Annotated in this window: 26 protein-coding genes and 1 tRNA gene; 13 read left to right on the forward strand and 14 right to left on the reverse strand. The window is 65.6% G+C overall.

From position 1 onward, the window contains the following. Positions 1-50: 50 nt before the first annotated feature. The 7 genes from JCR33_RS17665 to cyoA are packed head-to-tail and all read right to left on the reverse strand — an operon-like array spanning position 51 to position 6,852. Positions 51-584: a response regulator transcription factor gene (locus JCR33_RS17665; RefSeq protein WP_198883442.1), complete on the reverse strand. Its 534-nt coding sequence runs from the start codon at positions 582-584 to the stop codon at positions 51-53. After that, positions 574-1,878, reverse strand: coding sequence for an ATP-binding protein (locus tag JCR33_RS17670; RefSeq protein ID WP_198883443.1), 1,305 nt, complete (start codon positions 1,876-1,878; stop codon positions 574-576). The genes JCR33_RS17665 and JCR33_RS17670 overlap by 11 nt, the downstream gene beginning before the upstream one ends. After that, positions 1,875-2,630 (reverse strand): SURF1 family protein, encoded by a 756-nt coding sequence (locus tag JCR33_RS17675; protein WP_408628771.1) that lies wholly within the window; start codon positions 2,628-2,630, stop codon positions 1,875-1,877. The genes JCR33_RS17670 and JCR33_RS17675 overlap by 4 nt, the downstream gene beginning before the upstream one ends. Continuing rightward, the gene (cyoD, locus tag JCR33_RS17680; protein ID WP_198883444.1) at positions 2,627-3,040 is read right to left on the reverse strand and encodes a cytochrome o ubiquinol oxidase subunit IV; all 414 of its coding nucleotides are present in this window, start codon (positions 3,038-3,040) and stop codon (positions 2,627-2,629) included. Before cyoD ends, JCR33_RS17675 begins: the two co-directional genes overlap by 4 nt. Further along, positions 3,037-3,657, reverse strand: coding sequence for a cytochrome o ubiquinol oxidase subunit III (gene cyoC / locus JCR33_RS17685; protein WP_198883472.1), 621 nt, complete (start codon positions 3,655-3,657; stop codon positions 3,037-3,039). Before cyoC ends, cyoD begins: the two co-directional genes overlap by 4 nt. Positions 3,658-3,665: 8 nt before the next feature. Next, positions 3,666-5,678: a cytochrome o ubiquinol oxidase subunit I gene (gene cyoB / locus JCR33_RS17690; protein ID WP_198883445.1), complete on the reverse strand. Its 2,013-nt coding sequence runs from the start codon at positions 5,676-5,678 to the stop codon at positions 3,666-3,668. Positions 5,679-5,682: 4 nt separating this feature from the next. After that, positions 5,683-6,852 (reverse strand): ubiquinol oxidase subunit II, encoded by a 1,170-nt coding sequence (cyoA, locus tag JCR33_RS17695; RefSeq protein ID WP_198883446.1) that lies wholly within the window; start codon positions 6,850-6,852, stop codon positions 5,683-5,685. 186 nt (positions 6,853-7,038) lie between these two features. On the opposite strand from cyoA, the gene JCR33_RS17700 reads away from it, so the two are divergent. Continuing rightward, on the forward strand, positions 7,039-8,352 hold the full coding sequence (locus JCR33_RS17700; RefSeq protein WP_198883447.1) for an MFS transporter: 1,314 nt from the start codon (positions 7,039-7,041) through the stop codon (positions 8,350-8,352). A gap of 36 nt (positions 8,353-8,388) precedes the next feature. Beyond that, complete coding sequence (locus JCR33_RS17705; protein WP_198883448.1) at positions 8,389-8,976, forward strand: SCO family protein; 588 nt, start codon at positions 8,389-8,391, stop codon at positions 8,974-8,976. Positions 8,977-9,203: 227 nt separating this feature from the next. On the opposite strand, the gene JCR33_RS17710 is transcribed toward JCR33_RS17705, so the two are convergent. Together JCR33_RS17710 and JCR33_RS17715 are read right to left on the reverse strand one after the other, a co-directional pair. Further along, positions 9,204-9,341 carry a hypothetical protein gene (locus JCR33_RS17710; protein WP_198883449.1) on the reverse strand — a complete coding sequence of 46 codons (138 nt, stop codon included), beginning with the start codon at positions 9,339-9,341 and terminating at the stop codon, positions 9,204-9,206. Positions 9,342-9,430: 89 nt separating this feature from the next. After that, positions 9,431-9,670 (reverse strand): hypothetical protein, encoded by a 240-nt coding sequence (locus tag JCR33_RS17715; protein ID WP_198883450.1) that lies wholly within the window; start codon positions 9,668-9,670, stop codon positions 9,431-9,433. Between the two features lie 73 nt (positions 9,671-9,743). Here JCR33_RS17715 and JCR33_RS17720 point away from each other — a divergent pair, with 73 nt between their 5' ends. From JCR33_RS17720 to JCR33_RS17740, 5 genes are all read left to right on the forward strand, one after another. Beyond that, complete coding sequence (locus JCR33_RS17720) at positions 9,744-9,989, forward strand: histone H1 (protein ID WP_198883451.1); 246 nt, start codon at positions 9,744-9,746, stop codon at positions 9,987-9,989. Positions 9,990-10,054: 65 nt separating this feature from the next. After that, on the forward strand, positions 10,055-10,678 hold the full coding sequence (locus tag JCR33_RS17725; RefSeq protein ID WP_198883452.1) for a hypothetical protein: 624 nt from the start codon (positions 10,055-10,057) through the stop codon (positions 10,676-10,678). Positions 10,679-10,707: 29 nt separating this feature from the next. After that, positions 10,708-11,772: a helix-turn-helix domain-containing protein gene (locus tag JCR33_RS17730; RefSeq protein WP_232372654.1), complete on the forward strand. Its 1,065-nt coding sequence runs from the start codon at positions 10,708-10,710 to the stop codon at positions 11,770-11,772. 45 nt (positions 11,773-11,817) lie between these two features. Then, positions 11,818-12,702, forward strand: a complete 885-nt coding sequence (locus JCR33_RS17735; protein ID WP_198883454.1) for a DDE-type integrase/transposase/recombinase — start codon at positions 11,818-11,820, stop codon at positions 12,700-12,702. A 191-nt stretch (positions 12,703-12,893) separates the two neighbouring features. Further along, positions 12,894-13,661 (forward strand): hypothetical protein, encoded by a 768-nt coding sequence (locus tag JCR33_RS17740; RefSeq protein ID WP_211110386.1) that lies wholly within the window; start codon positions 12,894-12,896, stop codon positions 13,659-13,661. Between the two features lie 294 nt (positions 13,662-13,955). Here JCR33_RS17740 and JCR33_RS17745 read toward each other — a convergent pair. Then, a tRNA-Ala gene (locus tag JCR33_RS17745) sits at positions 13,956-14,031 on the reverse strand. 113 nt (positions 14,032-14,144) lie between these two features. Between JCR33_RS17745 and JCR33_RS17750 the strand changes: the two genes are divergently transcribed. Continuing rightward, entirely contained in the window at positions 14,145-14,810 is a 666-nt protein-coding gene (locus JCR33_RS17750) for a hypothetical protein (RefSeq protein ID WP_198883456.1), read from the forward strand. A gap of 126 nt (positions 14,811-14,936) precedes the next feature. Here JCR33_RS17750 and JCR33_RS17755 read toward each other — a convergent pair whose 3' ends face one another. Beyond that, entirely contained in the window at positions 14,937-16,154 is a 1,218-nt protein-coding gene (locus JCR33_RS17755; RefSeq protein ID WP_198883457.1) for an NADP-dependent isocitrate dehydrogenase, read from the reverse strand. Positions 16,155-16,219: 65 nt separating this feature from the next. On the opposite strand from JCR33_RS17755, the gene JCR33_RS17760 reads away from it, so the two are divergent. Continuing rightward, positions 16,220-17,008, forward strand: coding sequence for an RNA methyltransferase (locus JCR33_RS17760; protein WP_198883458.1), 789 nt, complete (start codon positions 16,220-16,222; stop codon positions 17,006-17,008). Positions 17,009-17,089: 81 nt separating this feature from the next. Continuing rightward, positions 17,090-17,278, forward strand: a complete 189-nt coding sequence (locus tag JCR33_RS17765; protein ID WP_198883459.1) for a hypothetical protein — start codon at positions 17,090-17,092, stop codon at positions 17,276-17,278. A 52-nt stretch (positions 17,279-17,330) separates the two neighbouring features. On the opposite strand, the gene JCR33_RS17770 is transcribed toward JCR33_RS17765, so the two are convergent. The 3 genes from JCR33_RS17770 to JCR33_RS17780 form a co-directional block, all read right to left on the reverse strand. Next, a complete protein-coding gene (locus JCR33_RS17770) occupies positions 17,331-17,579 on the reverse strand; it encodes a hypothetical protein (protein ID WP_198883460.1) in 249 nt (82 codons plus the stop codon). 92 nt (positions 17,580-17,671) lie between these two features. Next, entirely contained in the window at positions 17,672-18,448 is a 777-nt protein-coding gene (locus JCR33_RS17775; RefSeq protein WP_198883461.1) for an SDR family oxidoreductase, read from the reverse strand. 23 nt (positions 18,449-18,471) lie between these two features. Next, positions 18,472-19,164: a GntR family transcriptional regulator gene (locus JCR33_RS17780; protein WP_198883462.1), complete on the reverse strand. Its 693-nt coding sequence runs from the start codon at positions 19,162-19,164 to the stop codon at positions 18,472-18,474. A gap of 133 nt (positions 19,165-19,297) precedes the next feature. Between JCR33_RS17780 and JCR33_RS17785 the strand changes: the two genes are divergently transcribed. The 3 genes from JCR33_RS17785 to JCR33_RS17795 all read left to right on the forward strand — a co-directional run bounded on the left by JCR33_RS17785 (position 19,298) and on the right by JCR33_RS17795 (position 24,003). Beyond that, on the forward strand, positions 19,298-20,548 hold the full coding sequence (locus JCR33_RS17785) for an ABC transporter substrate-binding protein (RefSeq protein WP_198883463.1): 1,251 nt from the start codon (positions 19,298-19,300) through the stop codon (positions 20,546-20,548). Between the two features lie 69 nt (positions 20,549-20,617). Further along, entirely contained in the window at positions 20,618-21,493 is an 876-nt protein-coding gene (locus JCR33_RS17790; RefSeq protein WP_198883464.1) for a branched-chain amino acid ABC transporter permease, read from the forward strand. Further along, positions 21,493-24,003 (forward strand): branched-chain amino acid ABC transporter ATP-binding protein/permease, encoded by a 2,511-nt coding sequence (locus JCR33_RS17795; RefSeq protein WP_198883465.1) that lies wholly within the window; start codon positions 21,493-21,495, stop codon positions 24,001-24,003. The genes JCR33_RS17790 and JCR33_RS17795 overlap by 1 nt, the downstream gene beginning before the upstream one ends. The last annotated feature ends 134 nt before the right edge of the window (positions 24,004-24,137 follow it).

The raw sequence follows: 24,137 nt of genomic DNA on the forward strand, positions 1-24,137 counted from the left end.
AGGCCGCGGCCGGTGCGCGCCGCGGCCGCCCGCAGCGTAGGCGCGGGCGGTCAGACGACGCGGCTCTTGCCGAGCTTGCGGGCGAGGGTGCGCCGGTGCATTCCGAGACGGCGGGCGGCTTCGGAAATGTTGAAATCCACCTCCGCCAGAACCTCGTGGATGCGCTCCCACTCCAGTGTCTTGATGGACGTCGTGCGGGTTCCGAGCGGGATCGCGGTATCGCCGTCGCCGCGGGCGAAGGCGGCCTCGATGTCGTCGGTATTGGAGGGCTTGGCGAGGTAGTGGCAGGCGCCGAGCTTGATCGCCTCCACCGCCGTGGCGATGCTGGCATAGCCGGTGAGGACGACGATCTTCATGTCGCTGTCGTGCTGGTGGAGTGCCTTGACGCATTCGAGGCCCGACCCGTGGGCGAGCTTCAGATCCACCACCGCGTAGTCGGGCGTCTCCTCGGCGAGCGCGGCGTGCATCTCCACGAGGTCGGCGGCGACCGACACGGCATATTGGCGCCGCTCGAACGATTTGCGCAGGGTTCGCTGGAACACCGCGTCGTCCTCGATGATGAGAAGGGTGGGCTCAGCCTCCATCGGGCGTCTCCGCGGACAGGCGGCTCAGCGGCAGCGTGAGGACCACCGAAGCGCCGCCGGTGGCGCGGTTCTGCGCGCTCACCGTGCCACCGAGCTTGCGTACGACGTTGACCACCAGATAGAGACCGAGCCCGCCACCGGGTCGGTTCTTGCTGGAGCGGTAGGGCTTGCCGAATTCCGACAGCATCTCGGCGTCGAAGCCGGGCCCCTTGTCGTCGATCGTGATGATCAGGACGTTCGCCTTTCGCGTCGCGGTGACGCCGATCCACCCCGGCGAGGCTTCGAGCGCGTTGTCGAAGAGGCTCGCCACCACCTGCTTCAGCGCCGGGTCGGATAGGATCGGCTGGTCGGGATGGAAGCCGTTCCAGTAGTCCATCCGCTGCGGCGAGCGCACCGCGCGCCATTCCTCGACGAGCTCGTCGAGGAATGTGCCGACCGTCGTCTCGACCACCATCTCGCCGCGCGCTTCGCCGGACGACATGAGGATGCCGGACACGATGGCCTTGCAGCGATCGAGCTGGGTCTGCATGTCCTCCATCTCCTGCGCGATCTCCGGGTTGCGGGTGATCTCGGGCATCTTTCGCCAGTCGTTGAGGATCACCGACAGCGTGGCGAGCGGTGTGCCGAGCTCGTGGGCGGCGCCCGAGGCGAGGAGGCCCATGCGCACGATGTGTTCCTCCTCCGCGGCCTGACGCCGGAGATCGGCGAGGCGCGCGTCCCGCTGCCGTAGATTGCTGTTGATCTTCTCGATGAAGAAGACCAGCAGCCCCGCCGTCAGCAGGAAGCAGATGAGGCTGCCCTGCAGCTGCAGCGGCGCCATGAAATGCTCCGAGCCGGGCGGAAGCTTGAGGCGGATGGTGTCACCCATCAGAGCGAGGAAGCACGCAATCGTCACGCCGACCAGCGCCCATGCGGACCACGCTTCGAGCAGCACCGCCGACAGGATGATCTGCAGCAGGAACAGCATGACGAAAGGGTTCGACGCCCCGCCACTAAAATAGAGCTGCACCGTGAGCAGTGCAACATCGAGGAGGAGTTGGACGAAGAGTTCCGGGTTCGACACCGGGTGGCCATGCCGATGGCGCCAGAGCGTCGCGACGTTCAGCCCGAGAAGGAGCAGGACGACGAGACCCATCGGCCAGAGCGGCAGCTCGATCTTAAGGACGTACTGCACGAACAGGATGGTCAGAACCTGGCCGGTCGCGGCGATCCACCGCAGCTGCGTGAGGAGCAGGAGGTTCTGCCGATTGGCCGCTTCGCCGATCGGGACGACGCGCTCTGTACCGGCCTTCACGCCGGCGTCGCCCGTCCACGCCGGGCCGGATCGTCGGGTTCCGCCGCGCGCCCCTTCACGAAGACCAGGCCGCCGGCGAACAGCGCCATCGCCGCGAGCGCGAACCAGGTCAGCGCGTAGACGAGGTGGGAGTTGGGGAACGACACCACGGTGAGGCCGCCGATCGGCAGCGCGCCGGGCGCCCCGGGCCGGGCGTCGGCGTCGACGAAATAGGAGGGGGCGACGTCGGTGGCGCCCAGCGTCTCGGCGATGGCGGGGACGTCGCGCGAGTACCAGCGCCCGGCCTCGGGCCGGTTGCTGCGCAGGAAGCCGCCGCCGAGCTCGCTGATCCGGACGAGCCCCGTCACCACGGTCTCGTCGGCCGGGCGCGGGTCGGCGCGCCGATCCGCCGGCACGAAGCCGCGATTGACCAGTACCGTGAACCCCGCGTCGGTGACGAACGGCGCGACGACCCAGAAGCCGCCGCCCCGCGCCGTCACCGCCTGCACCAACGCATCGCCGTCGGAAAAATGCCCCGTCATGATGACGTGCTTATACTCGATTTCGCTGTCGCTGAGCGTGGGCCACTCTGCCGGCCCCGGCGGCGCGGCGGGGGCGGCCGCGATGCGGGCATCGACCCGCGCGATCAGATCGCGCTTCCATTCGCGCCGTTCGAGCTGCCAGACGCCGAGCGAGACCAGCACGGCGCACAGGACGAGGGCGCACGCGAGGGCCGACAGCCGGGCGCCGATGGACCGGGTGCCGCTCCTCACAGCACTCCCATGTCATGCGTCGGCATCATGTTGGTGTTGAGGTGGTACATGACCCACAGCGAGCCGCTGATGGCGATCACCACCACGATCAGCGTGAACACCAGCGAGGTCATGATCCAGCCGCCCTCCGAGCGCGGGTCCATGTGCAGAAAGTACACCATGTGCACGACGATCTGCACAACCGCGAGAGCGACGACGATGAACCCCGTCGTCTGCGCGTCCGGCAGCGGCATGTCCATGACGAGCCAGAACGGGACGGCCGTCAGGATCACCGAGAGGATGAAGCCGGTGAGGTAGCCGGCGAGCGTGCCGTGCGCGGCGCCGCCGTGGCCATGGTCGCCATGGCCGTCGTCGTGTCCGTGTTCGACGACGTGCTCGCGTCCGTAGCGGTCGTGGTGGGCGATACTCATCGCAGCATTCCGAGAAGGTAGACGAAGGTGAAGACGCCGATCCAGATGACGTCGAGGAAGTGCCAGAACAGCGACAGGCACATGAGACGCCGCTGGTTGGCTTCGATCAGCCCTTGCCGGCGCACCTGAACCATCAGCGTGACGAGCCAGACGATGCCGAACGTCACGTGCAGGCCGTGCGTTCCGACCAGCGTGAAGAACGCCGACAGGAAGCCGGAGCGCTGCGGCCCGGCGCCGATGTGGATGAAGTGGGTGAACTCGTAGAGCTCGATGCCGATGAAGGCGGCGCCGAAGAGGCCGGTGACGGCGAGCCAGAACAGCGTCATCCGCGTGCGGCCCTTCACCATCTCCAGCATGGCGAAGCCGTAGGTGATGGAGGACAGGAGCAGCATCGTCGTGTTCACGGCGACGAGGTCCAGCTCGAAGAGGTCCCTGGGCGCGGGGCCGGCGGCGTAGTTGCCGCCGAGCACGCCGTAGGTGGCGAACAGGATCGCGAAGATGAGGCAGTCGCTCATCAGGTAGATCCAGAAGCCGAGCATCGTGGAGGAGCCCTCCGGATGGTGCGGCTCCTCGGCGAGGTGGAAGCGGACCTCCTCCTCGGTGGCGGCGTGGGTCATGGCGGCGCTCATTGGGCGGCCACCGCGGCGAGCTGCACCGTGCGCGCCTCTTCGGTGTGCGTCACCACGTCGGCGGGGATGTTGTAGTCGCGGTGGTAGTTGAACGTGTGGTGGATCGCGTAGCCGATCATCGCGATGAACGACAGCGCCGCCAGCCACCAGATGTACCAGATGAGGGCCAGCGCCAGCACCAGGGCGCAGCCGGCGAGGATCACGCCCGTGCCGGTGTTCGACGGCATGTGGATGGGCCGGTAGCCGGCGAGCGGACGCCGGTAGTTCCGCGCCTTCATGTCCGCCCAGGCGTCGGTCGCGTGGACCAGCGGCGTGAAGGCGAAGTTGTAGTCGGGCGGCGGCGAAGACGTCGCCCATTCCAGCGTGCGCCCGTTCCAGGGGTCGCCGCTGGCGTCGCGATATTCGGCCCGCTTCCAGATCGAGATGGCGTACTGGAGCAGCATCGCGCCGATGCCGCAGGCGATCAGTGCCGCGCCGGCGCCGGCGATGATGAACCAGATCTGCAGCGACGGGTCGTCGAACACCCGCATGCGTCGCGTCACGCCCATCAGGCCGAGGATGTAGAGCGGGGCGAAGGCGGCCCAGAAGCCGACCACCCAGCACCAGAAGGAGACGAGGCCCCAGAACTTGTTCAGCCGGAACCCGAACGCCTTGGGCCACCAGTAGTTGATCGCCGCGAACGACCCGAACAGCACGCCGCCGATGATCACGTTGTGGAAGTGGGCGACGAGGAACAGCGAGTTGTGCAGCACGAAGTCCGCCGGCGGCACCGCGAGGAGCACGCCCGTCATGCCGCCGATGACGAAGGTCAGCATGAAGGCGACGGTCCACATCATCGGCAACTCGAAGCGGATGCGGCCGCGATACATCGTGAAGAGCCAGTTGAACATCTTCGCCCCCGTTGGGATCGAGATGATCATCGTGGTGATGCCGAAGAACGAGTTGACGCTCGCTCCCGATCCCATGGTGAAGAAGTGGTGCAGCCACACGAGGTAGGACAGGATGGTGATGACCACCGTCGCGTAGACCATCGACGTATAGCCGAACAGCCGCTTGCCGCAGAACGTGGCGGTGACTTCGGAGAATACGCCGAACAGCGGCAGGATCAAGATGTAGACTTCAGGGTGGCCCCAGATCCAGATGAGGTTCACGTACATCATCGGATTGCCACCGAAGTCGTTCGTGAAGAAGTTGGTGCCGATGTAGCGGTCGAGCGACAGGAGCACGAGCACGGCCGTCAGCACCGGGAAGGAGGCGACGATGAGGACGTTGGTGCACAGGCTCGTCCACGTGAAGATCGGCATCTTCATGAGGCTCATGCCCGGGGCCCGCATCTTGAGGATGGTGCAGATGAGGTTGATGCCCGACAGCGTGGTGCCGACACCGGCGACCTGTAGCCCCCAGATATAGTAGTCGACTCCGACATAGGGACTGGCGCCGAGGCCGGAGAGCGGCGGGAAGGCGAGCCAGCCCGTCTGCGCGAACTCGCCGACGAACAGCGAGGCCATGACGATGATCGCGCCCGCCGTCGTCATCCAGAACGAGAAGTTGTTGAGGAACGGGAACGACACGTCGCGTGCGCCGATCTGCAGCGGCACCACGTAGTTCATCAGACCCGTGACGAACGGCATCGCCACGAAGAAGATCATGATGACGCCGTGCGCGGTGAACACCTGGTCGTAGTGGTGGGCGGGCAAATAGCCTTCCGAACCGCCGAAGGCCATTGCCTGCTGCAGGCGCATCATGATCGCGTCGGAGAAGCCGCGCAGGAACATGATGAGACCGAGGACCATGTACATGATGCCGATCTTCTTGTGATCCACGCTGGTGAACCACTCGCGCCACAGGAAGCCCCACAGGCGGAAGTAGGTGAGCGCGCCGACGAGGGCCGCCGCGCCCAGCGCGACGACGGCGAAGGTCACGACGAGGATCGGCTCGTGGAACGGGAACGCGTCAAGGGTCAGTCGCCCGAAGATCGGGCTGACGGGAACAGTCGTTGGAACAGCCATCGGATCAGAGATTTTTCAAGAGATCGGGGAGCGACGACGTGCGGATCGGGGTCATCGCGGATGGGCCGGGACGGGGCAGCCCTCGCCCGGCCAGCGGCGTGAAGCGGTCGCGCATGGGGGCGCCGTCGCGCTCCACGAGCCCGGCCATCGCCTCTTCCTTCGTGCACAGGGACTGCACGTAACTCGGCTCGTTGCCGAAGACGGCGGTGCCGCGGCGGGCGAACTTGTCGTAGGTGAGCGGCAGCGTGTTGTGGATGCCGGCGAGGCCGAGGCCGCCCCGCGCGTCGATCGCCATCATCTCGCTCATGCACATCTTGCCGGGGTCGACGCACATGTTCACGATGAGATCGAAGAGGTTCTCCGCCACGCCGTTGTAGAGCTCTACCGGCACGCCCTCGCTGGGGCGCTCCAGCGCGAGGTAGGTGGCGCGGTCGAGCGTCGCCTCGCTGTCGCGGGCCTTCTGGACCCAGGCGTCGAAGCCGGCCTCGTCGACGCCGTGGAAGGCGAAGCGCATCTTGGAAAAGCCGGCGCCGGAGTAGTTGGAGGAGAAGCCTTCATACTCGCCCGGCGCGTTGATGACGCCGTGCAGCGTCGTCTCCATCCCCGGCATCGTATAGATCATGCCGGCGAGGGCGGGGACGAAGAAGGCGTTCATCACCGATGTGGACGTCAACTTGAAGCTGATCGGCCGGTCGACCGGCGCGGCGAGCTCGTTGACCGACGCGATGCCGTACTGCGGCAGGATGAACAGCCACTTCCAGTCGAGCGAGACGACCTCGACCTCGAGCGGCTCCACCTCCTCGGCCAAGGGGGTCGCGTGGTCGATCCGACCGAGCGGCCGGTAGGGGTCGAGCAGGTGCGTGTCGGCCCAGGTGAACGCCCCGAGCGCGATGATGATGAGCAGCGGCACCGCCCACACGGCGAGCTCGATCTGCGTCGAGTGGTCCCACTCCGGCTCGTAGCGCGCTTTGGCGCTGCTCGCCCGATAGCGGATCGCGAAGACCACCGTCAGCACCATGACGGGAATGATGACGAGGAGCATCAGGCCCGTCGCGATGTAGATGAGATTGCGCTGCTGTGCAGCGACATCCCCGGACGGGTCGAGCACGACCATGTTGCACCCGCCGAGGAAGCCGGCGAGCAGGAGGAGTGGAGTCAGGCGGACAAACGGCATGAGCAACTGCGAACAGATGTGGTGGGTAACCGCGCTGCTAGCCCGGTCCGCCGGCGGGCGACATTGGACAGTTTGCCCAATCCCCTCCGCCGCCGCCGTTCGGGCATAGGGTGGAGCGATGGCGTGTCACCCGCGCCCGACCGCATGCCGAGTGCCCGATGGGAAGTATTGATGACAACTGAAGCAATGACTGAACGCGATGCCCGCGTCGTCAACACACGTCACGAAGACGTCAATCCGGCGGATATTGCCGTTGGCGTCATCATCGGTCGCACTTCCGAGTTCTTCGATTTCTTCGTGTTCGCGATTGCCTCGGTGATCGTGTTTCCGACCCGCGTATTTCCCTACGTCGATCCGCTCACCGCGACGCTCTATTGTTTCGCGATTTTCGCGCTGGCGTTCGTCGCCCGGCCGTTCGGCTCCGCCCTCTTCATGGCGATCGACCGCGCCTACGGCAAAAGCGCAAAGCTGACGGTCGCCCTGTTCATGCTCGGCTCGGCGACCGTGGCGCTCGGCTTCCTCCCCGCCTACGACGTCATCGGCCGGTGGTCGGCGGTCATCCTCATCATCTTGCGGATCCTTCAGGGTCTCGCTCTCGGCGGCTCGTGGGACGGGCTCGCCTCGCTCCTCGCCCTCAACGCGCCGGAAGGGCGGCGCGGCCTCTACGCGATGGTCCCGCAGCTCGGCGCGGCGGTCGGCTTCCTCGTCGCGAGTGGCCTCTTCGCCTACTTCGTCGCGATCCTGTCGCCGGCAGACTTCTACGACTGGGGCTGGCGCTATCCCTTCTTCGTCGCCTTCGCGATCAACGTCGTCGCCCTGTTCGCGAGGCTGCGCATCGTGGTGACGCCGGAGTACACGCGCCTCTTCGACGCGCGCGAGCTGCGGCCGGAGCCGATCTTCGCCATGCTGCGCAACGAGGGACGCACCGTCGTGATCGGCGCCTTCACGCCGCTCGCCACCTTCGCCCTCTTCCACATGGTGACGGTGTTCCCGCTCTCGTGGATCTTCCTCTACACCAAGGAGCGGCCCTGGCAGTTCCTCACCATCGAGGCGGCGGGCGCCGTCGTCTTCATGCTGGCAATCATCGCCTCGGGTCTGTTGGCCGACCGCTATGGTCGGCGCCGGGTGCTGTGGATCTGCGCGGCGTTGACGGCGGCGTTCAGCGGCTTCGCCCCCCAGCTCCTCGACGTGGGCTTCATCGGCGAGATCTGGTTCATGTTCTCCGGCTTCGCGCTGCTCGGCATCACGTTCGGACAGTCGTCCGGCGCGGTCGCCTCGGGCTTTTCCCAAAAGTACCGTTACACCGGGTCGGCCGTCACCTCCGACCTCGCGTGGCTGGTCGGCGCGGGGTTCGCACCGCTGGTGGCGCTCTTCCTCGCCTCGCAGTTCGGCCTTATCGCGGCCGGCGCCTACCTCCTCTCGGGCGCGCTCGTGACGCTTCTCGCGCTGCGCCTCTCCGATCGCTGGGGCATCGTCCCGGCCCCCGTGGACCAGCCCTGAGCCCGGCCTTCCCCGCACGTTCGCAAGAGTAGAGACATGCGTCGTTCACTATTCGCCGCCGTCGGCGTGGTTGCACTCGTGGCCGTCGCCGGCGTTCTCCTCGTCGGCACGCGTGGCGAGCGCGGCGGCGCCGAGGCGAGCACCACCATCGGCGGTCCGTTCAGCCTCACCACGCACACCGGCGCCACGCTGTCCGACAGCGACCTGAAGGGCACCCCGTTCGCGGTCTTCTTCGGCTTCACCCATTGCCCGGAGATCTGCCCGACGACGCTGTGGGACATGTCGCTCGCTCTGAAGGAGCTCGGCCCCGACGCCGACCGGCTGAAGGTGCTCTTCATCACCGTCGATCCGGAGCGCGACACGCCGGAGTTCCTGGGGCACTATCTCGGTGCCTTCGACCCGCGCATCATCGGCCTCATCGGTTCCGAAGCCGAGCTCGCCGAGCTCGGCCGCGACTACCACGCCTACTGGGAGAAGGTCCCCACCAAAGACGGCGGCTACACGATGAACCACACCGCCTCTGTCTACCTGATGGACGCGGACGGCCACTTCGTCGACACCATCGGCTACGGCGAGGACCCCTCGACGCGCCTCGCAAAGCTGCGCCGGCTGATCGACGGCTGACGCCGCGCGACCACTTCTGGCCGCAGGGCGGCCGCGTTCATACGATCTGTCGAGAAGGTGAAGCCGGACTGCGGCGCGGGTCTCACCCTCTTCGGCGGCGGCGCGGCAACGGTCCTATGACCCTCCTCCTACCGCCCCGTGCGGGCGCCGGATCAGATCTCCGTCGCGACCTGGGTGCCCGGCCGCATCCGTGGCGATGCGCGCCTCGCCTTTCGGCTCGGCCGGGTTCACCAAGCCCTCGTGTCCTTTGCCTCGCGCTTTTCCACTTTGCGGTGGCGCTTCCAGAACTGCCGTTTGACGATGCGGCGGAGATGCTTCCACCATTCGGGCGAACCCACGAGGTGCCCCTTCTTGACGTGCGCCATCTCATCGCCTCCGGGTTCCCGACCACGCATATAGGATGCGAACGGCCGGTGCGACACCAAGGGCACGGGGGTAGTGTCTCAGTTTGAATTTATTCGCTGAGTAGGCGGCGGATCTCTCGGCGCTCTAGCCACTCAGCGTGTTTGCGCAGTGCTGCCCACAGCACGTGGTCAAACACCCAGCGCTGCTTCGGCGTAAGAGAGTCCAGGCCGAAATCGATCGCCTGCTGCGCAACGCCGTACGCGGGTGTGCCCTCTTCAAGGTAGCCGGCATCCACAGCAGCTTCGACCATGTCCGCCAGCTCGAAATCGATATGATCGTTGTGGCCCATGCAATCGGCTCCCCATCGCGACATCCCACGTGAACCTATATATGCTTACCGGTAAGCATATGGGAAAGGGACCATGCCGACAGGACCTAAAGGACAGAAGCGCCCCGCCGACGTGATCGGCAACGCCGTGAAGGTGATGAAGATCGCGACGGGCGAGGAAGCCGAAGACATCCCGGCGAAGCCGGAGAAGGATGAGGCTGCCGCAGCAATGGGGCGGAAGGGTGCCGCTTCGCGCAAGGAAAAACTGACGCCCGAGCGGCGGAGGGAGATCGCGCGGGATGCCGCCTTAAAGCGGTGGGAAACAACCCGCGAATCATAACAGTGCGCATATTTTGACCTTGATTTTGTAAAATGTGGGGCGTACTGCAAGGGCACTCATCGGAGATGATGCTGCTCATGCCGCTGCCATTAGAAGACTACGTACGTCAAGTTTTGCTAGAGAACGGCCGTGGAGCAAAAATCCACGAGGCCGTTGCCGAGGGATGGGCAGCGTTTCAATCGCTATACCCTCAGCGCCATCAGTGGCGACGAAAGTCCTCATCCCGCCACATGATGTGGGAAGAGGTTGCGCAGCGGCTCGCGGTGATAGCCGCCGATGATCAAGGAATAGATGCTGTCGAACATCAGGACACGCTTTCATTGATCGTAGAAGGCGCTGTATTGATTAGGCTGAAACACGCTGATACCACTCTGATCACGCAAAATTTCCCAACGGCTGAGGCTCGGGCGTTCGATGACCACGAACAAGACTTGTTCGGGTACGCCGGTCTACAGAGGGTGCGCCTCTGCTATGTTTTGAACCGATACGAAACTGCCTTACTCTGGGTTGGTATTGCAGCCCACGACAAGGGAAGTTTCTTGTGGAAGCTTGAGTTGGAGGCAGCAGGCGCCGTTCAGAGCATACCGCAGCTGCCATTGCCGGCTCCAACCGAGGATACATCGAGGTTCGCACGTATTAAACGCAGCGCGAGCGATCAAGACCAAGCAAACAAAAAGCGCAATGGCTGAACCCTATGTCTCAGCATCTAAATCACGAAATGCTGCTTCTCGCGAGGCAGTACCGAGGGAGGAGTCAATCTCAGGTGGCTGACGCTGCCGGCTTAGATCAAGGGCACTATTCTCGACTTGAGCGCGGGCTACTCAATGGTGAACCTGGGGAGGCGACTATCGTAGCTGTCGCGAACGCTTTGGGCTTCCCTAAATCATACTTCTTTCAGAGTGATGAGATAGCGGGACTACCGCTTAGCGTTCACGAGCCAGCTTGGCGTAAGCGGGCATCGGTGGCCGCCGGCGAGTTAAAGCGCCTCCATGCTGAACTGAATCTCCGCATCATGCACATCAGGCGCTTCCTTCAGGCGGTCGACATCGAGGCTGAGCGTCCGCTGCCATCTATTGATGCCGATGAAGCGGGAGGGGCGGATAAGGTCGCATTGCTAATTCGCCGAGCTTGGATGGTGCCAGATGGCCCGGTGAAGAATCTTACTGCGCTGTGTGAGCGCGCTGGCATTCTTGTAGTCCATTGCAAATTTTCTGAAAGAATTGATGGCGTAACCATGCGCATACGCGACGTTCCTCCATTGATTTTTTTAAATACTAATGCGCCATCAGATCGCATGAGGCATTCGCTCGCCCATGAGCTTGGGCATCTTATCATGCACCGCGTGCCGACATCCTCCATGGAAGACGAAGCGGACCTTTTCGCCAGCGAGTTTTTGGCGCCAATAGCGCAACTACGCTCCGACCTGATCGGAGGGCGAATAACTCTTGATCGACTTGTTCGCCTTAAGGGGTATTGGAAAGTTTCCGTCGCCTCTTTGTTATATAGGGCGACGAGATCCGGGTTACTCACGCAGAACCAAGCTGGGTATTTATGGCGCCAACTGAGTTCTCGCGGCTGGAAGAAGAGGGAGCCAGAGGAAACGCAATTCGAGCGTGAACAGCCACGGCTATACCCACAAGTGATTGCGCTGCACGAAAACGACCTCGGATACGACCCGAGTGATATTGCAAGGATGCTGCATATCGACCTGGAGGATGTTCGATCTTTGTATGGCCTTGCGGCTGACGACGGCAAGCGCCGACACCTACGCGTGATAAAATGAACTTTCATGCTTGACGTAAAGCACGGAAATTCACACATATGGGCTATGAACAAGTTGCCCATCAAATCCCGCGCGACGATCCTCAACATGCTGGTGGAGGGTACCTCGATGCGGTCAATCAGCCGCATGACGGGCGTGTCCATCAACACGGTCACGAAACTCCTGGTGGACGCAGGCACCGCCTGCGCCGCCTACCACGATGAGACGGTGCGCGGCGTGGCAGCGAAACGCGTCCAGTGCGATGAGATTTGGTCCTTCACCTACGCCAAGCAGAAGAACGTCGCCGGCGCGAAGGCCGCCCCGGAAGAGGCTGGCGATACGTGGACGTGGACCGCGCTCGACGCGGATAGCAAGCTCATCATCAGCTACCTCGTGGGCGGCCGTGATGCTGGCGAGGCTTACGAGTTCATGTCGGACGTGGCCGACCGCCTCGCTAATCGGGTGCAGCTCACGACAGACGGCCATCACGCCTATCTGGACGCTGTCGAAGAAGTCTTCGGCGCCGACGTGGACTATGCTCAGCTCGTGAAGCTCTACGGCGCCGCGCCGGAAGGCGCCAAGGGACGATACAGCCCCGCCGAGTGCACCGGCATCCGCAAGCGCCGCGTAGAGGGCCGCCCCGATGAGGCGCACGTCTCCACCTCCTACGTGGAGCGCCAGAACCTTTCGATGCGGATGCACATGCGCCGCTTCACGCGGCTGACAAACGGCTTCTCAAAGAAGGTCGCGAACCACACGCACATGGTCTCTCTCTATACCGTCTGGTACAACTTCTGTCGCATCCACAAGACGCTGCGCGTGACGCCTGCGATGGAGGCTGGCATCAGCGACACGCTGCGCGATTGCGAGTGGATCGTGGGTCTGATCGACGCCGCTGCGCCGGCGCGGAAGCGAGGTGTCTACAAAAAGAAATCTCAGGCTGGCGCCTGAGCGCGGGCACGCCAAATATCCAAAAGTCGGAAAGCTGCATCTAGTGACGCAGCTTTCGCCAAGACGGCAATTCCGCCCCCAATTGGCCTGTCATCGACCTCGTAGATGAAATAACCGCGAGCACCGCCGAGTTGGGTTACGCTTGTATTGCAAAGCGTTCTTTCGGATAGTTGAGATATGCAGATTTGACGATGGTCATCGATTTTCTCAACTACGAAAAATTCATCGCTCATGGTGCCCTCATGACAGACATTCGACGGCGACCGACTCCACGCATCTCCGCGAACGACCTTGCCAGATACATGGTTTCTACCGAGTCTGGGAAGATCGGCATCATCCGCCGAGCACGGGAGTCCTCCACACCTGGACGCATACGGTATACGGATGCCAAGGATATTTTGAAGGCTGCTCTTATCGATCCGGCAGGGGAAAGGCGTATTATTGCCGCGGGGCGTGACATGTTTGATCAGCGGGTTGATGACGCCTCTCTGTCGGACTTCGTGCGTGACGACGCCGCAAAATCGCTCGATGCGTTTGACGCATTCGACCGGATGCGGAACGAGATCGCTGGCTTCGATTACCAGCCGGCCCCGAAGCGCCAGCCCAAGCTCACCTTGGCCGATGTGCCGGTATCGGTGTATGCGGATGTCCTCATACACCGGGACTACAGAGGCGTTGGGCAGATCGGCGGGGCAATCTTCCGAATGACCCTCCCTGATGAGGAGGAAGGAGAGTCCGCAACGACGAAGCGCCGCGAGATGGGCCTATACGCCGCGACGCTGGTGCAAATGCACATACGGGAAAATCTGGCTGGTAACCGCACTCCGGCCCATCAGCTATGCTGGGCCATCGACGTGCAATGTGGCGAGAAGCACATTGCTCCACGGACCTATGCGCAGCGTGCGCAGAACCTCGAAAATGCCTGCCGGTTCATCGCTGCAATGTGGGACCGCGTCTAAGTTAGAAATTCAAACTGAGACACTACCGGCACGGGCGGCCAGTTGCGAACCGCGACGTCGCCGTGGGGTCTCCCACGGCAGTCCGCAGCCTCGCGTCGGCCCGTCGTGCGCGTCTCGAATGGAGTGTTCTCGACTTGGCACCGAGATCGGATCGGCGCCGTCACGCCCCGCCCGCGGGACAGCACCCAGTACGCCTCTTCGACGGGCGGTCGTCCCCTCGCGTGCAATCTGGGCGATCGCACAGTTTCCCGCGCCCGATATGTCGGGCCCGGTCGCGTAAGGTATTGGGGAGACTGGTGGAGCCGAGGGGATTCGAACCCCTGACCTCTGCAGTGCGATTGCAGCGCTCTCCCAACTGAGCTACGGCCCCCGTGGGCGCGGGTATGGGATTGCGCGGCGGCAAAGTCAACATGATTGAAAGGCTTGCCGCTCCATCACCGACGAAAAATCGCGCCGCTCAGATTGACGACCAAAGGAGCCATCGTGATCGTCTTCCTCCAGATCCCGTTCGGTGCGGGGATGGGCGCCTATGAGACGCTGCGCGCGGCTCTCGGGGCCGAGCACGTCGGATGGGTGGGGCGCAACGTTTCGATCGATGCGCTGCGCAAGGGGCTGCCCGGGCGGCAATATAAGGTGCTCGGCGGGGCGATCACCATGGCTCACCTCGAGGCGCTCGAGGGGATCAGCCTGTTCACCGTCGTCACCAGCGATCCGGTGGCGCGCACCCTCGGCCAATGGGTGTCGGTGGAGCAGAACTCCGAGCATCCGCAGCACGTCGTGTCGCAGACCCTCTTCCTGCGCGAGGTGCTGGAGCTGAACCATCCGTTCACCGGGCTCCTCACCAACGCCCTCACGCGCTTTCTGACGCCGTCGCGCAAGCCGCCCACAGTGGGCTTCGCGACGAGCGTCCTGTCCGAATATCCCTTTCTGGTCGGCGATGCCGCCAACCCCGAGCCCTATGCCGAGGCGCTGGCGACCGAGCTCGGCCTCGCCCCCGACGCACTCGACGCGGACGCCTTCCGCGCGCGCAACCGCGGCCAGCCGAACGAGGAGATGCGCAAGCTCCTGGAGAAGGCCAACCTGGAGGACATCCGGGTGATCAAGGAGATCGCTCGGCGGCGGGGAGATCAGCCGGTGCTGCGCACCTAGCGCGCTTACCGCTCAGGTTGGATCAACCTGAGCGGGACGTGCTCTCGAGGGGCTCCACCCGGCCATGACGTCGGCCACAAAAAAAGGCGCCCCGAGGGGCGCCTTTTCGCGTTGGGTGGATGGGCCTCAGGCGGCCATCTCCTTCTCGAGGCGGGCGGCGACGGAATCGAGGAAGCCCGTGGTGGTCTCCCAGTTCTGGTCGGCGCCGACGAGCAGGGCGAGGTCCTTCGTCATGTGACCGTCCTCGATGCAGCCGACGGTGGCCTTCTCGAGGGTGTCGGCGAACGCGGCGAGGTCCTTGTTGTCGTCGAGCTTGGCGCGGTGGGTGAGGCCACGCGACCAGGCGAAGATCGAGGCCGTCGAGTTGGTCGAGGTCTGCTGACCCTTCTGGTGCTGGCGATAGTGGCGCGTCACGGTGCCGTGGGCGGCCTCGGCCTCGACGGTCTGGCCGTCCGGGGTCATCAGCACCGAGGTCATCAGGCCGAGCGAGCCGAAGCCCTGGGCCACGGTGTCGGACTGCACGTCGCCGTCGTAGTTCTTGCAGGCCCAGACGTAGCCGCCGGACCACTTCATGGCGGAGGCCACCATGTCGTCGATCAGACGGTGCTCGTAGGTGAGGCCCTTCTTCTGGAACTCGGCCTTGAACTCGGCGTCGTAGATGTCCTGGAAGATGTCCTTGAAGCGGCCGTCGTAGGCCTTCAGGATCGTGTTCTTGGTCGACATGTAGACCGGATAGCCGCGCATCAGGCCGTAGTTCAGCGAGGCGCGGGCGAAGTCCTTGATCGACTCGTCGATGTTGTACATCGACATGGCGACGCCCGGGCCCTTGAACTCGTACACTTCGCGGGTGTCGGCCTCGCCGCCGCCTTCGGGGGTGAAGGTGATCGTCAGCTTGCCCGGGCCCGGCACCACGAAGTCGGTGGCGCGGTACTGATCGCCGAACGCGTGGCGGCCGATGATGATCGGCTGGGTCCAGCCCGGCACCAGGCGCGGCACGTTGCGGCAGATGATCGGCTCACGGAAAATCACGCCGCCGAGGATGTTGCGGATGGTTCCGTTGGGGGAACGCCACATCTTCTTGAGGCCGAACTCTTCCACGCGGGCCTCGTCCGGCGTAATCGTCGCGCACTTGACGCCGACGCCGTGCTTCTTGATCGCGTTGGCCGCATCGACGGTCACCTGGTCGTCGGTGGCGTCGCGATGCTCGACGCTGAGGTCGTAGTATTCGAGCTGGATGTCGAGATAGGGGTGGATGAGTTTGTCTTTAATGTACGCCCAGATGATGCGGGTCATCTCGTCCCCATCCAGTTCCACGACGGGGTTTGCCACCTTGATCTTCGCCATTCCAGGACCTTGCATCTCTACCGATTGGGGAAGCCGCGTGCGCCGCGGCATGGGTGGGCTTTAGCATGGCCGATAGGACGGGGGAAGTTGCCGCGGCGCCGGCGATCGTGCTCGCGGCGCCGCAGCTCGGCGAGAATATCGGCACCGCGGCCCGCGCGATGGCGAATTTCGGGGTGACGGACCTGCGTCTCGTCGCCCCACGCGACGGCTGGCCAAACGAAAAGGCCCGGTCCGCCTCGTCCGGCGCTGATCACGTGATCGATCATGTGCGCGTGTTCGACACCGTCGCCGAAGCTGTGGCGGACCTTTCGTTCGTGATCGCCACCACGCGGCGCCCGCGCGGCTTCACCAAGCGCGTGGAGGGGCCGGCGGACGGCCTCGCCGAGCTCGTGGGTCACGCCCGGCGCGGCGCCCGGACCGGCATCCTCTTCGGCCGCGAGCGCTGGGGGCTCGAGAACGACGAGGTGGCCCAGGCGAACATCATCGTCACCTTCCCGGTCGACCCCAACTTCGCCTCCCTCAACATGGCGCAGTCGGTGCTGCTGATGGCTTACGAATGGCGTCGGGCCATGGGGCTCGCCGCCGACATCGCCGAGTCCGATGCCGTCCCGGCGACGCGCGAGGAGGTGAACGGGCTGTGGCGCCACCTCGTGAGCCTCTTGGAGCCGAGCGGCTACTTCCGGCCCGATGACATGGCGAAGAAGATGGAGCGCAATCTCCTCCTCATCCTGTCGGACGCGGGGTGGGACAAGCAGCAGGTGCGCACCCTGCGCGGTGTGCTCGCCCATCTCGGCCGTCGCGCCGAAGCCGTCGAGCCGGTGGCGGAGGCCGAGGACGGCCCGAACGAATCCTGAGCGGCGCGTCGCGCCGGCTCGACCGATCCGCCGATGCGCACGGCGCACGGCCGACGAAACGTCAAACTGGGAGGCCTCGCCATGTCGCCCCACCTGCGCCAGGCGCTGCTCGGCACCTTGATGGCCACCGCGCTGTGGTTCGTCGCCTTTCCGCTCGTGGCGGGGGAGGGGAGCGCGGCCTACGTCTCCGTCAGCCACGTCGTGGGCACGGCGATCTTCGCGGTGCTGTTCTTCGCGTTCACCCTGGTGGTCGCCCGCCTTCAGCGCTGACGTGTCGGTGCGGGGAGCGGGCGGCGCCGGGAGCACCGCCCGATGGCGCCGCCTACTTGCGGCGGGCGAAGACGATGCCTTCGCGCGTCTCCTGAAGCGCCCGCTGGGCGAGATCGAGCGCCTTGGCGCGGTGGCCACCCTTGCCGGACGACGCCCGCTGGAGGGAGGCGATTGCCTGCTGCAGATAGCGCACGGCGTCGTGCATGTTGTCCTGGTCGGCGAGAGCCTCGGTCGACACCGTGGCCGTCGCAGCGGCGGCGGCGGTGCCCAAAATGGCGCCGCGGCGCGTGATCTGATCCATGGGCTTGTCCTTTCTTGTCGTGGGGCGCCGCGAGGCGGCACCAAGGGATAGACTATGTTTCCTATCGTGAAGATGAAAGGAAACGGTCGCCTTCAGACAAGCATCTGGATGTCGCCGTCGATCGCCACCGCCTGGCCGGAGATGGTCCGCCCGCGAGGCGAGGCGAGGAACACCATCTGGTCGGCGAGTTGGCGGGCGGTGACCATGGTGCGCAGCGAGACGCGCGACAGCGCCTCCGCCTCGATGTCGGCGACCGCCACGTTGCGCGCCCGGGCCTTGCCTTCGAACACCCGCTGGATGCGTTCGCCTTCCACCACGCCGGGCAGGATCGCGTTGCAGCGGATGCCGAACGGGCCGAGCTCGACGGCGAGCGACTTGGTGAAGCCGATCACCCCCCACTTCGCTGCCGAATAGGGCGTGCGCAGGGCGAAGCCGAAGCGCCCGGCCGCCGACGACAGGTTGATGATCGAGGCGTTGTCCGACTGCTTCAGGTGCGGCACCGCGAGACGGGCGCAGTTGAACTGGCTCGTGAGGCACACCTCGACGCAGCGGTCCCAGTCCTCCGGCTCGATCTGGTCCACCGCGGCGGTGGGGCCGGCGATCCCGGCGTTGTTCACCAGCACGTCGAGGCCGCCGAGAGCGGCGAGCGCGTCGTCGAAGAGGCGGCCGACGGCGGCCCGGTCGGCGACGTCGCAGACCGAACGCGTCAGCGTCGGGTCGGTGTCCGCGAGCGCGTCGAGCGCGTCCTCGTCGACGTCGCACACGTGCACCTTGGCGCCCTCTTCGGTGAACGCGCGCGCCACCTCGCGTCCGATGCCGGACGCACCCGCCGTCACCAGCACCCTCAATCCGGCAATCCCGAGATCCATGGTCGTTCCCTCGTTTCTTATGTCTAGTCGTGAAGTTGGCCGCTGGTGGCGATGAACGCGGCGGTGCCGGCGATGTCGCCGGTCATGGCGGCCCGCGCCGCCGGCCCGTCTCGGGCGATGATCGCCTCGAGGCAGCGGCCGTGGTGGGCCTCGGCGCCGCCGAGCGACAGGCGCTCCGGCGAGAAGCGCATGTCGAAATTGAGCAGGGGTCCGATCTTCAGCCACAGGCCGGAGATGATCTTCATCAGGCTCGGCAGGCCGGCAGCGGCGTAGACGGCGAAGTGGAAGTCGCGGTTGGCGCGCATCGCCACCGCCGTGTCGCGCGTCTCCGTCACGCACTGATGTCGGAAGGCGGCGTCGTAGCGGCGGATCAGGGTGAGATCGGACGGCGTGCGATGAAGTGCCGCACGCTCGGCGGCGAATCCCTCGATCGCCATGCGCACGGTCGTGAGCTCCTGATAGGCCGACAGCGTCATGATCGGCACGCTGATCGCCCGGTTGGGCGACACCGTGAGGGCGCCGTCAGCGACGAGCCGCGACACCGCCTCGCGCACCGGCATCACCGACGTGCCGAGTGCTTCGGCGAGCGAGCGCAGCGACACCTTCTCGCCGGGCGGCAGCTCGCCGCCGATCAGCCGGTCGCACAATTCGGCATAGACCTGGCCACCGAGCGTCACCGGCTTGGCGCGTTCCACGTCGACGACGTTGTCCGTCACACCCGTTCCTTCATTTCAGCCCTCGACAAGAAGGCGCGTATCGGTCAGTCTAAGTGTGATCACAGAAAGCAGCAAGGATGCTGTCAAACTGTGGCGTGAATTAAAACACATCTGGTCTCGGGAGGACCCACGAATGCCCTTCAACCGTGATCTCAGCCGTCGCCGACTCCTGCAGGGAGCCGCGGGGGCGACGCTCGTCTCCAGCCTCGGAATGCCGGCGGTGCTGCGCGCGCAGAGCGGTCCGATCCGCATCGGCCACCTCACCCCGTTGACCGGCTTTCTCGGTCCGCTCGGCGAATATGCCCAGCTCGGCGTGAAGCTCGCCGTCAGCGAGATCAACGAGGCCGGCGGCGTCAATGGCCGCCCCATCGAGCTCGTGATGGAAGACTCGGTGAACCCGCAGACGGCGTCGGCGAAGGCGGAGCGCCTGCTCACCCGCGACGACGTGGTGCTGATCATCGGTGAGATCTCCTCCTCCTCCGGGCTCGCCATCGGTCAGGTCGCCAACCGGCTGAACCGCATCTTCATCAACACCGGCTGCAACTCCGACGAGCTGCGCGGCGCCGGCTGCAACCCCTTCATGTTCCACGTCGAAGCCGCCAACTCCATGTACGTCCAGACGGCCGGCCAGTATCTGCTGGAGAACGGCCTCGTCGAGGGCAAGTCATGGTACACGCTGACGGCCGACTACGCCTTCGGCCACGATCTGCTGCGGGTGGCGCGCAACTTCCTGGAGAAGAACGGCGGCACCTTCGCCGGCGAAGATCTGGTGGCGACCGACACCACCGACTTCAGCCCCTTCATCCTGAAGATCCGTCGGGCGCGGCCGGACGTGGTGATCTCGAACCTCTCCGGTAACCAGGTCACGAACTTCATCAAGCAGTATGCCGAGTTCGGCCTGCCGTTCCCGATCTCGGGCTTCGACATCCCCACCACGGCGGCCTGGGCGGCCGGGCCGGGGGCGTTCTCCGGCATCTGGCCGTCGGTCTGGCACCACCGCGTCGACACCGAGGGCTCGAAGGCCTTCATCACCGCCTTCGTCGAGGAATACGGCAAGCTGCCCGAGAACCAGGCGTGGGGCGACTACAACGCGATGAAGATCGTGGCCGCCGCCATCGGCGAGCTCGGCGGTGCCGATTCGCCGGAGATCGCCGACTATCTGCGCACCGGCGTCGAGTTCGACGTGCTGAAGCACCGCCCGGCCTTCTTCCGCCCCTACGACAATCAGCTCGTGCAGGAAATGTACGCCGTGCGGGCGAAGTCGGCCGAGCAGATGGAAGACGCGACCGACGTCTACGAGGCGCTCGGCACCGTCCCGCTGCCCGATCAGAGCCTCGAGATCATCGCACCGCCGCGCGACGGCGCCTGCCAGATGCCTGCCTGATCCCAGTCGCCCCGCCCGCTGCGGGCGGGGCTCGTCGTTCTGCCCAACGCTCCGGTGTCACCCGTGCCAATGGAAGTCATCTTCCTGCTGGAACAGGTATTGAATGGCCTGCTCGTCGGTGCCTATTACCTGCTTCTGGCGTTAGGATTGTCGCTGATCTTCTCGCTCGGCGGGATCGTCAACCTCGCCCACGGCGGTTTCTACGCCATCGGTGCCTATCTCGCGGTGGTGCTGACGCGCCATCTCGGGTGGGCCCCGGCGTTCGTCGCATCACCCATCCTCGTCGCGCTGCTCGGCGTGGTGGTGGAGCGGCTGTTCTTTCAGCGCTTCTATCGGCGTGACCCGATCCTCTCGATCCTTCTCACCTTCGGCCTCGCGATGGTCATCGAGCAGTCGCTGCGGATGATCTTCGGGGCGGCGCCGCTGCCGACGTCGATCCCGCGGGCTCTCAGCGGTACCGTCATCGTCGGCGACTTCCTCTATTCGCGCTACCGCCTGACGATCCTCGCGGTCGCGATCCTCGCCGTCGCCGCCACCTGGCTCATCGTCTACCGCACGTCGTTCGGCCGCGTGGTGCGGGCCGGGGTGCAGAACCCCGACATGGTCGGCGCCCTCGGCATCTCGCTGAAGCCTTACATGACGGCGATCGCCGCCCTCGCGATCGGTCTCGCGGGCCTCGCCGGGGTGCTCCTCGCGCCGATCTCGGGCGTCCACCCGGCGATGGGGGCGGAGATCCTCACCGCCGCGTTCGTGGTGGTCGTCATCGGCGGGCTCGGCTCCTTCTGGGGCGTGATCATCGCCGCCCTCCTCGTCGGCGTCGTCCGCGGGGTCACGATCTACGTGTTCCCGCCCGCCGGCGAAGCCTCGATCTACCTCCTGATGGTGGTGGTGCTCCTGATCCGCCCGCGCGGCCTCCTCGGCGAGCGCATCGAAAGGTTCGAGTGATGCGTGCCGTCTCTCTCTTCGTCACGGCCGCGGGCCTTCTCGTCCTGCCGTTCGCGTTCGATGCGATCGGCCTGCCGCTGCGCTCCTCGATCGACGTTGTCCTCCTCGCCGTCGCGGCGATGGGGCTCAACGTCCTCGTCGGCCACACCGGCCTCGTCTCCTTCGGCCACGGCGCCTGGTTCGGCATGGGCGCCTATGCCGCGGCCCTCTCCCAGCGCCATCTCTTCGAGGGGATGTTCGCCCTCCCGGTGGCGTTCACGGCGCTCTTCACCCTCGTCGTCGCCACCGCGGTGGGGGCGATCATCCTGCGTCGGCGGGGCGTCTACTTCGCGCTCCTGACGCTCGCCTTCTCCGCCGTCCTCTTCGCCGTCGCCTTCCGGTGGACGGAGTTCACCGGCGGCGAGAACGGCCTCGGCGGCATCACGCGTCCGGCGATCGTCGGCGTCGATCTCGCCGACGACCGGATCTACTACACCGTGGTCGCCGTGATCGCCTTCGTGGTGGTGGGGCTGTTGTGGCGCTTCCACCACTCGCCGGTCGGCTCGGTGCTCGTCGCCATCCGCGAGAACGAGCAGCGCGCCCGCTTCCTCGGCTACTCCACCTACCGCTACTCGCTGGTCGGTTTCATCGTGTCGGCGGTCGTCGTGGGGGTTGCGGGGGCGCTCTCCGTGTTCAACCACCGCTTCGCCTCGGCCGAGCCGATCTCGGTGATCTTCTCCGGCGAGCTCCTCGCCATGGTGGTGATCGGCGGGATGCGCTCCTTCCTCGGCCCGGCCCTCGGCGCGCTGTTCTACCTCCTCTTCCGCGAGTTCCTGTCCTTCTGGACGCCGCATTGGCTGTTCTTCTTCGGCATCCTCTTCGTCGGCTTCATCATGTTCTCGCCCGAGGGGCTCGTCGGGGTCGGCCGGCGCGTCGTCGCGCCGTTCCGCAAGACGGCGCACGAGGCGGCGGCGATGGCCGGCCGCACCATCTCCGAAATGCCGCTGCCGCCCTTCCTGCGGCCGGCGAGCCACGTCGACGGCTCGGTGCTCGTCGCCCGCGATCTCCACAAGAGCTTCGGCGGCACCAAGGCGGTCAACGGCGTCTCCTTCGAGCTCGCCGACCGCTCGCTGCACGCCCTCATCGGGCCGAACGGGGCGGGCAAGACCACGGCCTTCAATCTGATCTCCGGCATGTTCCCGCCCGACTCGGGCTCCGTCACGCTCGCCGGCCGGTCGGTGGCGGGGATGACGCCGTCGTCCATCGCCCACGCCGGCATCGGCCGCTCCTTCCAAATCACCAACCTCTTCCCGACGCTGTCGGTGGAGGAGAATGTGCGCCTCGCCGTGCAGGCGAAGAGCCCGGAGCGGTTCAACCTGTGGCGCAACGCCCGCGGCCTCCACGACGTGGAGGAGGAGACGGCGACGTTGGTGCGCTATCTCGGCGTCGCCGGGATGGAGAGGGTGGAGGCGGGCTCGCTCTCCTACGGCGGCCAGCGGCTCCTCGACATGGGTCTCGCCCTCGCCAACAAGCCGCGCCTCCTCCTCCTCGACGAGCCGCTCGCCGGCCTCGCCGCGGCCGAGCGCGAGCGCATCGGTGACATCATCAAGCGGATCTCGGCCGACGTGCCGGTGCTCCTCGTCGAGCACGACATCGACCGGGTGTTCCAGCTCGCCGACCGCGTGACCGTGATGAACGACGGCCGCGTGCTCGTCGACGGCACGGTGGAGGACGCCCGCACCAGCCCCGAGGTGCAGGCGGTCTATATCGGCTCTGGGGCGGAGGCGATCGCGGTGAAGCATCGCGAGAGCGCCGCCGAGCCGGAAACGCTGCTCGCCCTCGATCGCGTCAACACCTTCTACGGCAAGAGCCACATCCTCAACGACGTCTCGATGACGGTGCATCGGCACGAGATCGTCGCCCTTCTCGGCCGCAACGGGGCGGGCAAGTCGACGCTCCTCAAGACGCTGATCGGGATCGCCCCGCCGGCCTCCGGCACGATCGCGCTGTCGGGCGAGGCGATCGCCGGCCTCTCCTCGGCCGAGATCGCGCGCCGCGGCATCGGCTACGTGCCGCAGGGGCGCGGCCTCTTCGCCGGCATGACGGTGCGGCAGAATCTCGAGCTCGGCCGGCTGCGGCGGCAGACCGGGGAGGGGCTGCGCTGGGACGAACAGCGCATCTTCGACTACTTCCCGCGCCTCAAGGAGCGCATCGACACCAACGCCGACGTTCTCTCCGGCGGCGAGCAGCAGATGGTGGCGGTCGCCCGCGCCCTTTCCGGCGACGTGAAGGTGCTGCTGCTCGACGAGCCCTTCGAGGGTCTGGCGCCGGCGATCGTGGAGCAGCTCTTCGAGAGCTTCGACAAATTGCGCCGCGAGATCTCCATCGTCATCGTCGACCACAATCTCGACCTCGCCCTGGCGCTGTCCGACCGGACCGTCGCCCTCGAGCGCGGCGCGGTGATCCACGAGGGCCCGTCGGTCGCGCTGCGCGACGATCTGGAACTGCGCCGCAAGGTCTTGTGGCTCTAGCGCGCGTTCAGGAAAAGTGGAGCCGGTTTTCCGCTCGGAACGCGCGCAGACAAGGACGCTGGAGCTGGTTCCAGCTCTAGCGCGAGGTCGAGGCGCGGGCGATGATCCCGCGCCCCGGCGCAGAACAACACAAC

The organism is Acuticoccus mangrovi (assembly GCF_016411865.1).
GTDB classification, from domain to species: domain Bacteria; phylum Pseudomonadota; class Alphaproteobacteria; order Rhizobiales; family Amorphaceae; genus Acuticoccus; species Acuticoccus mangrovi.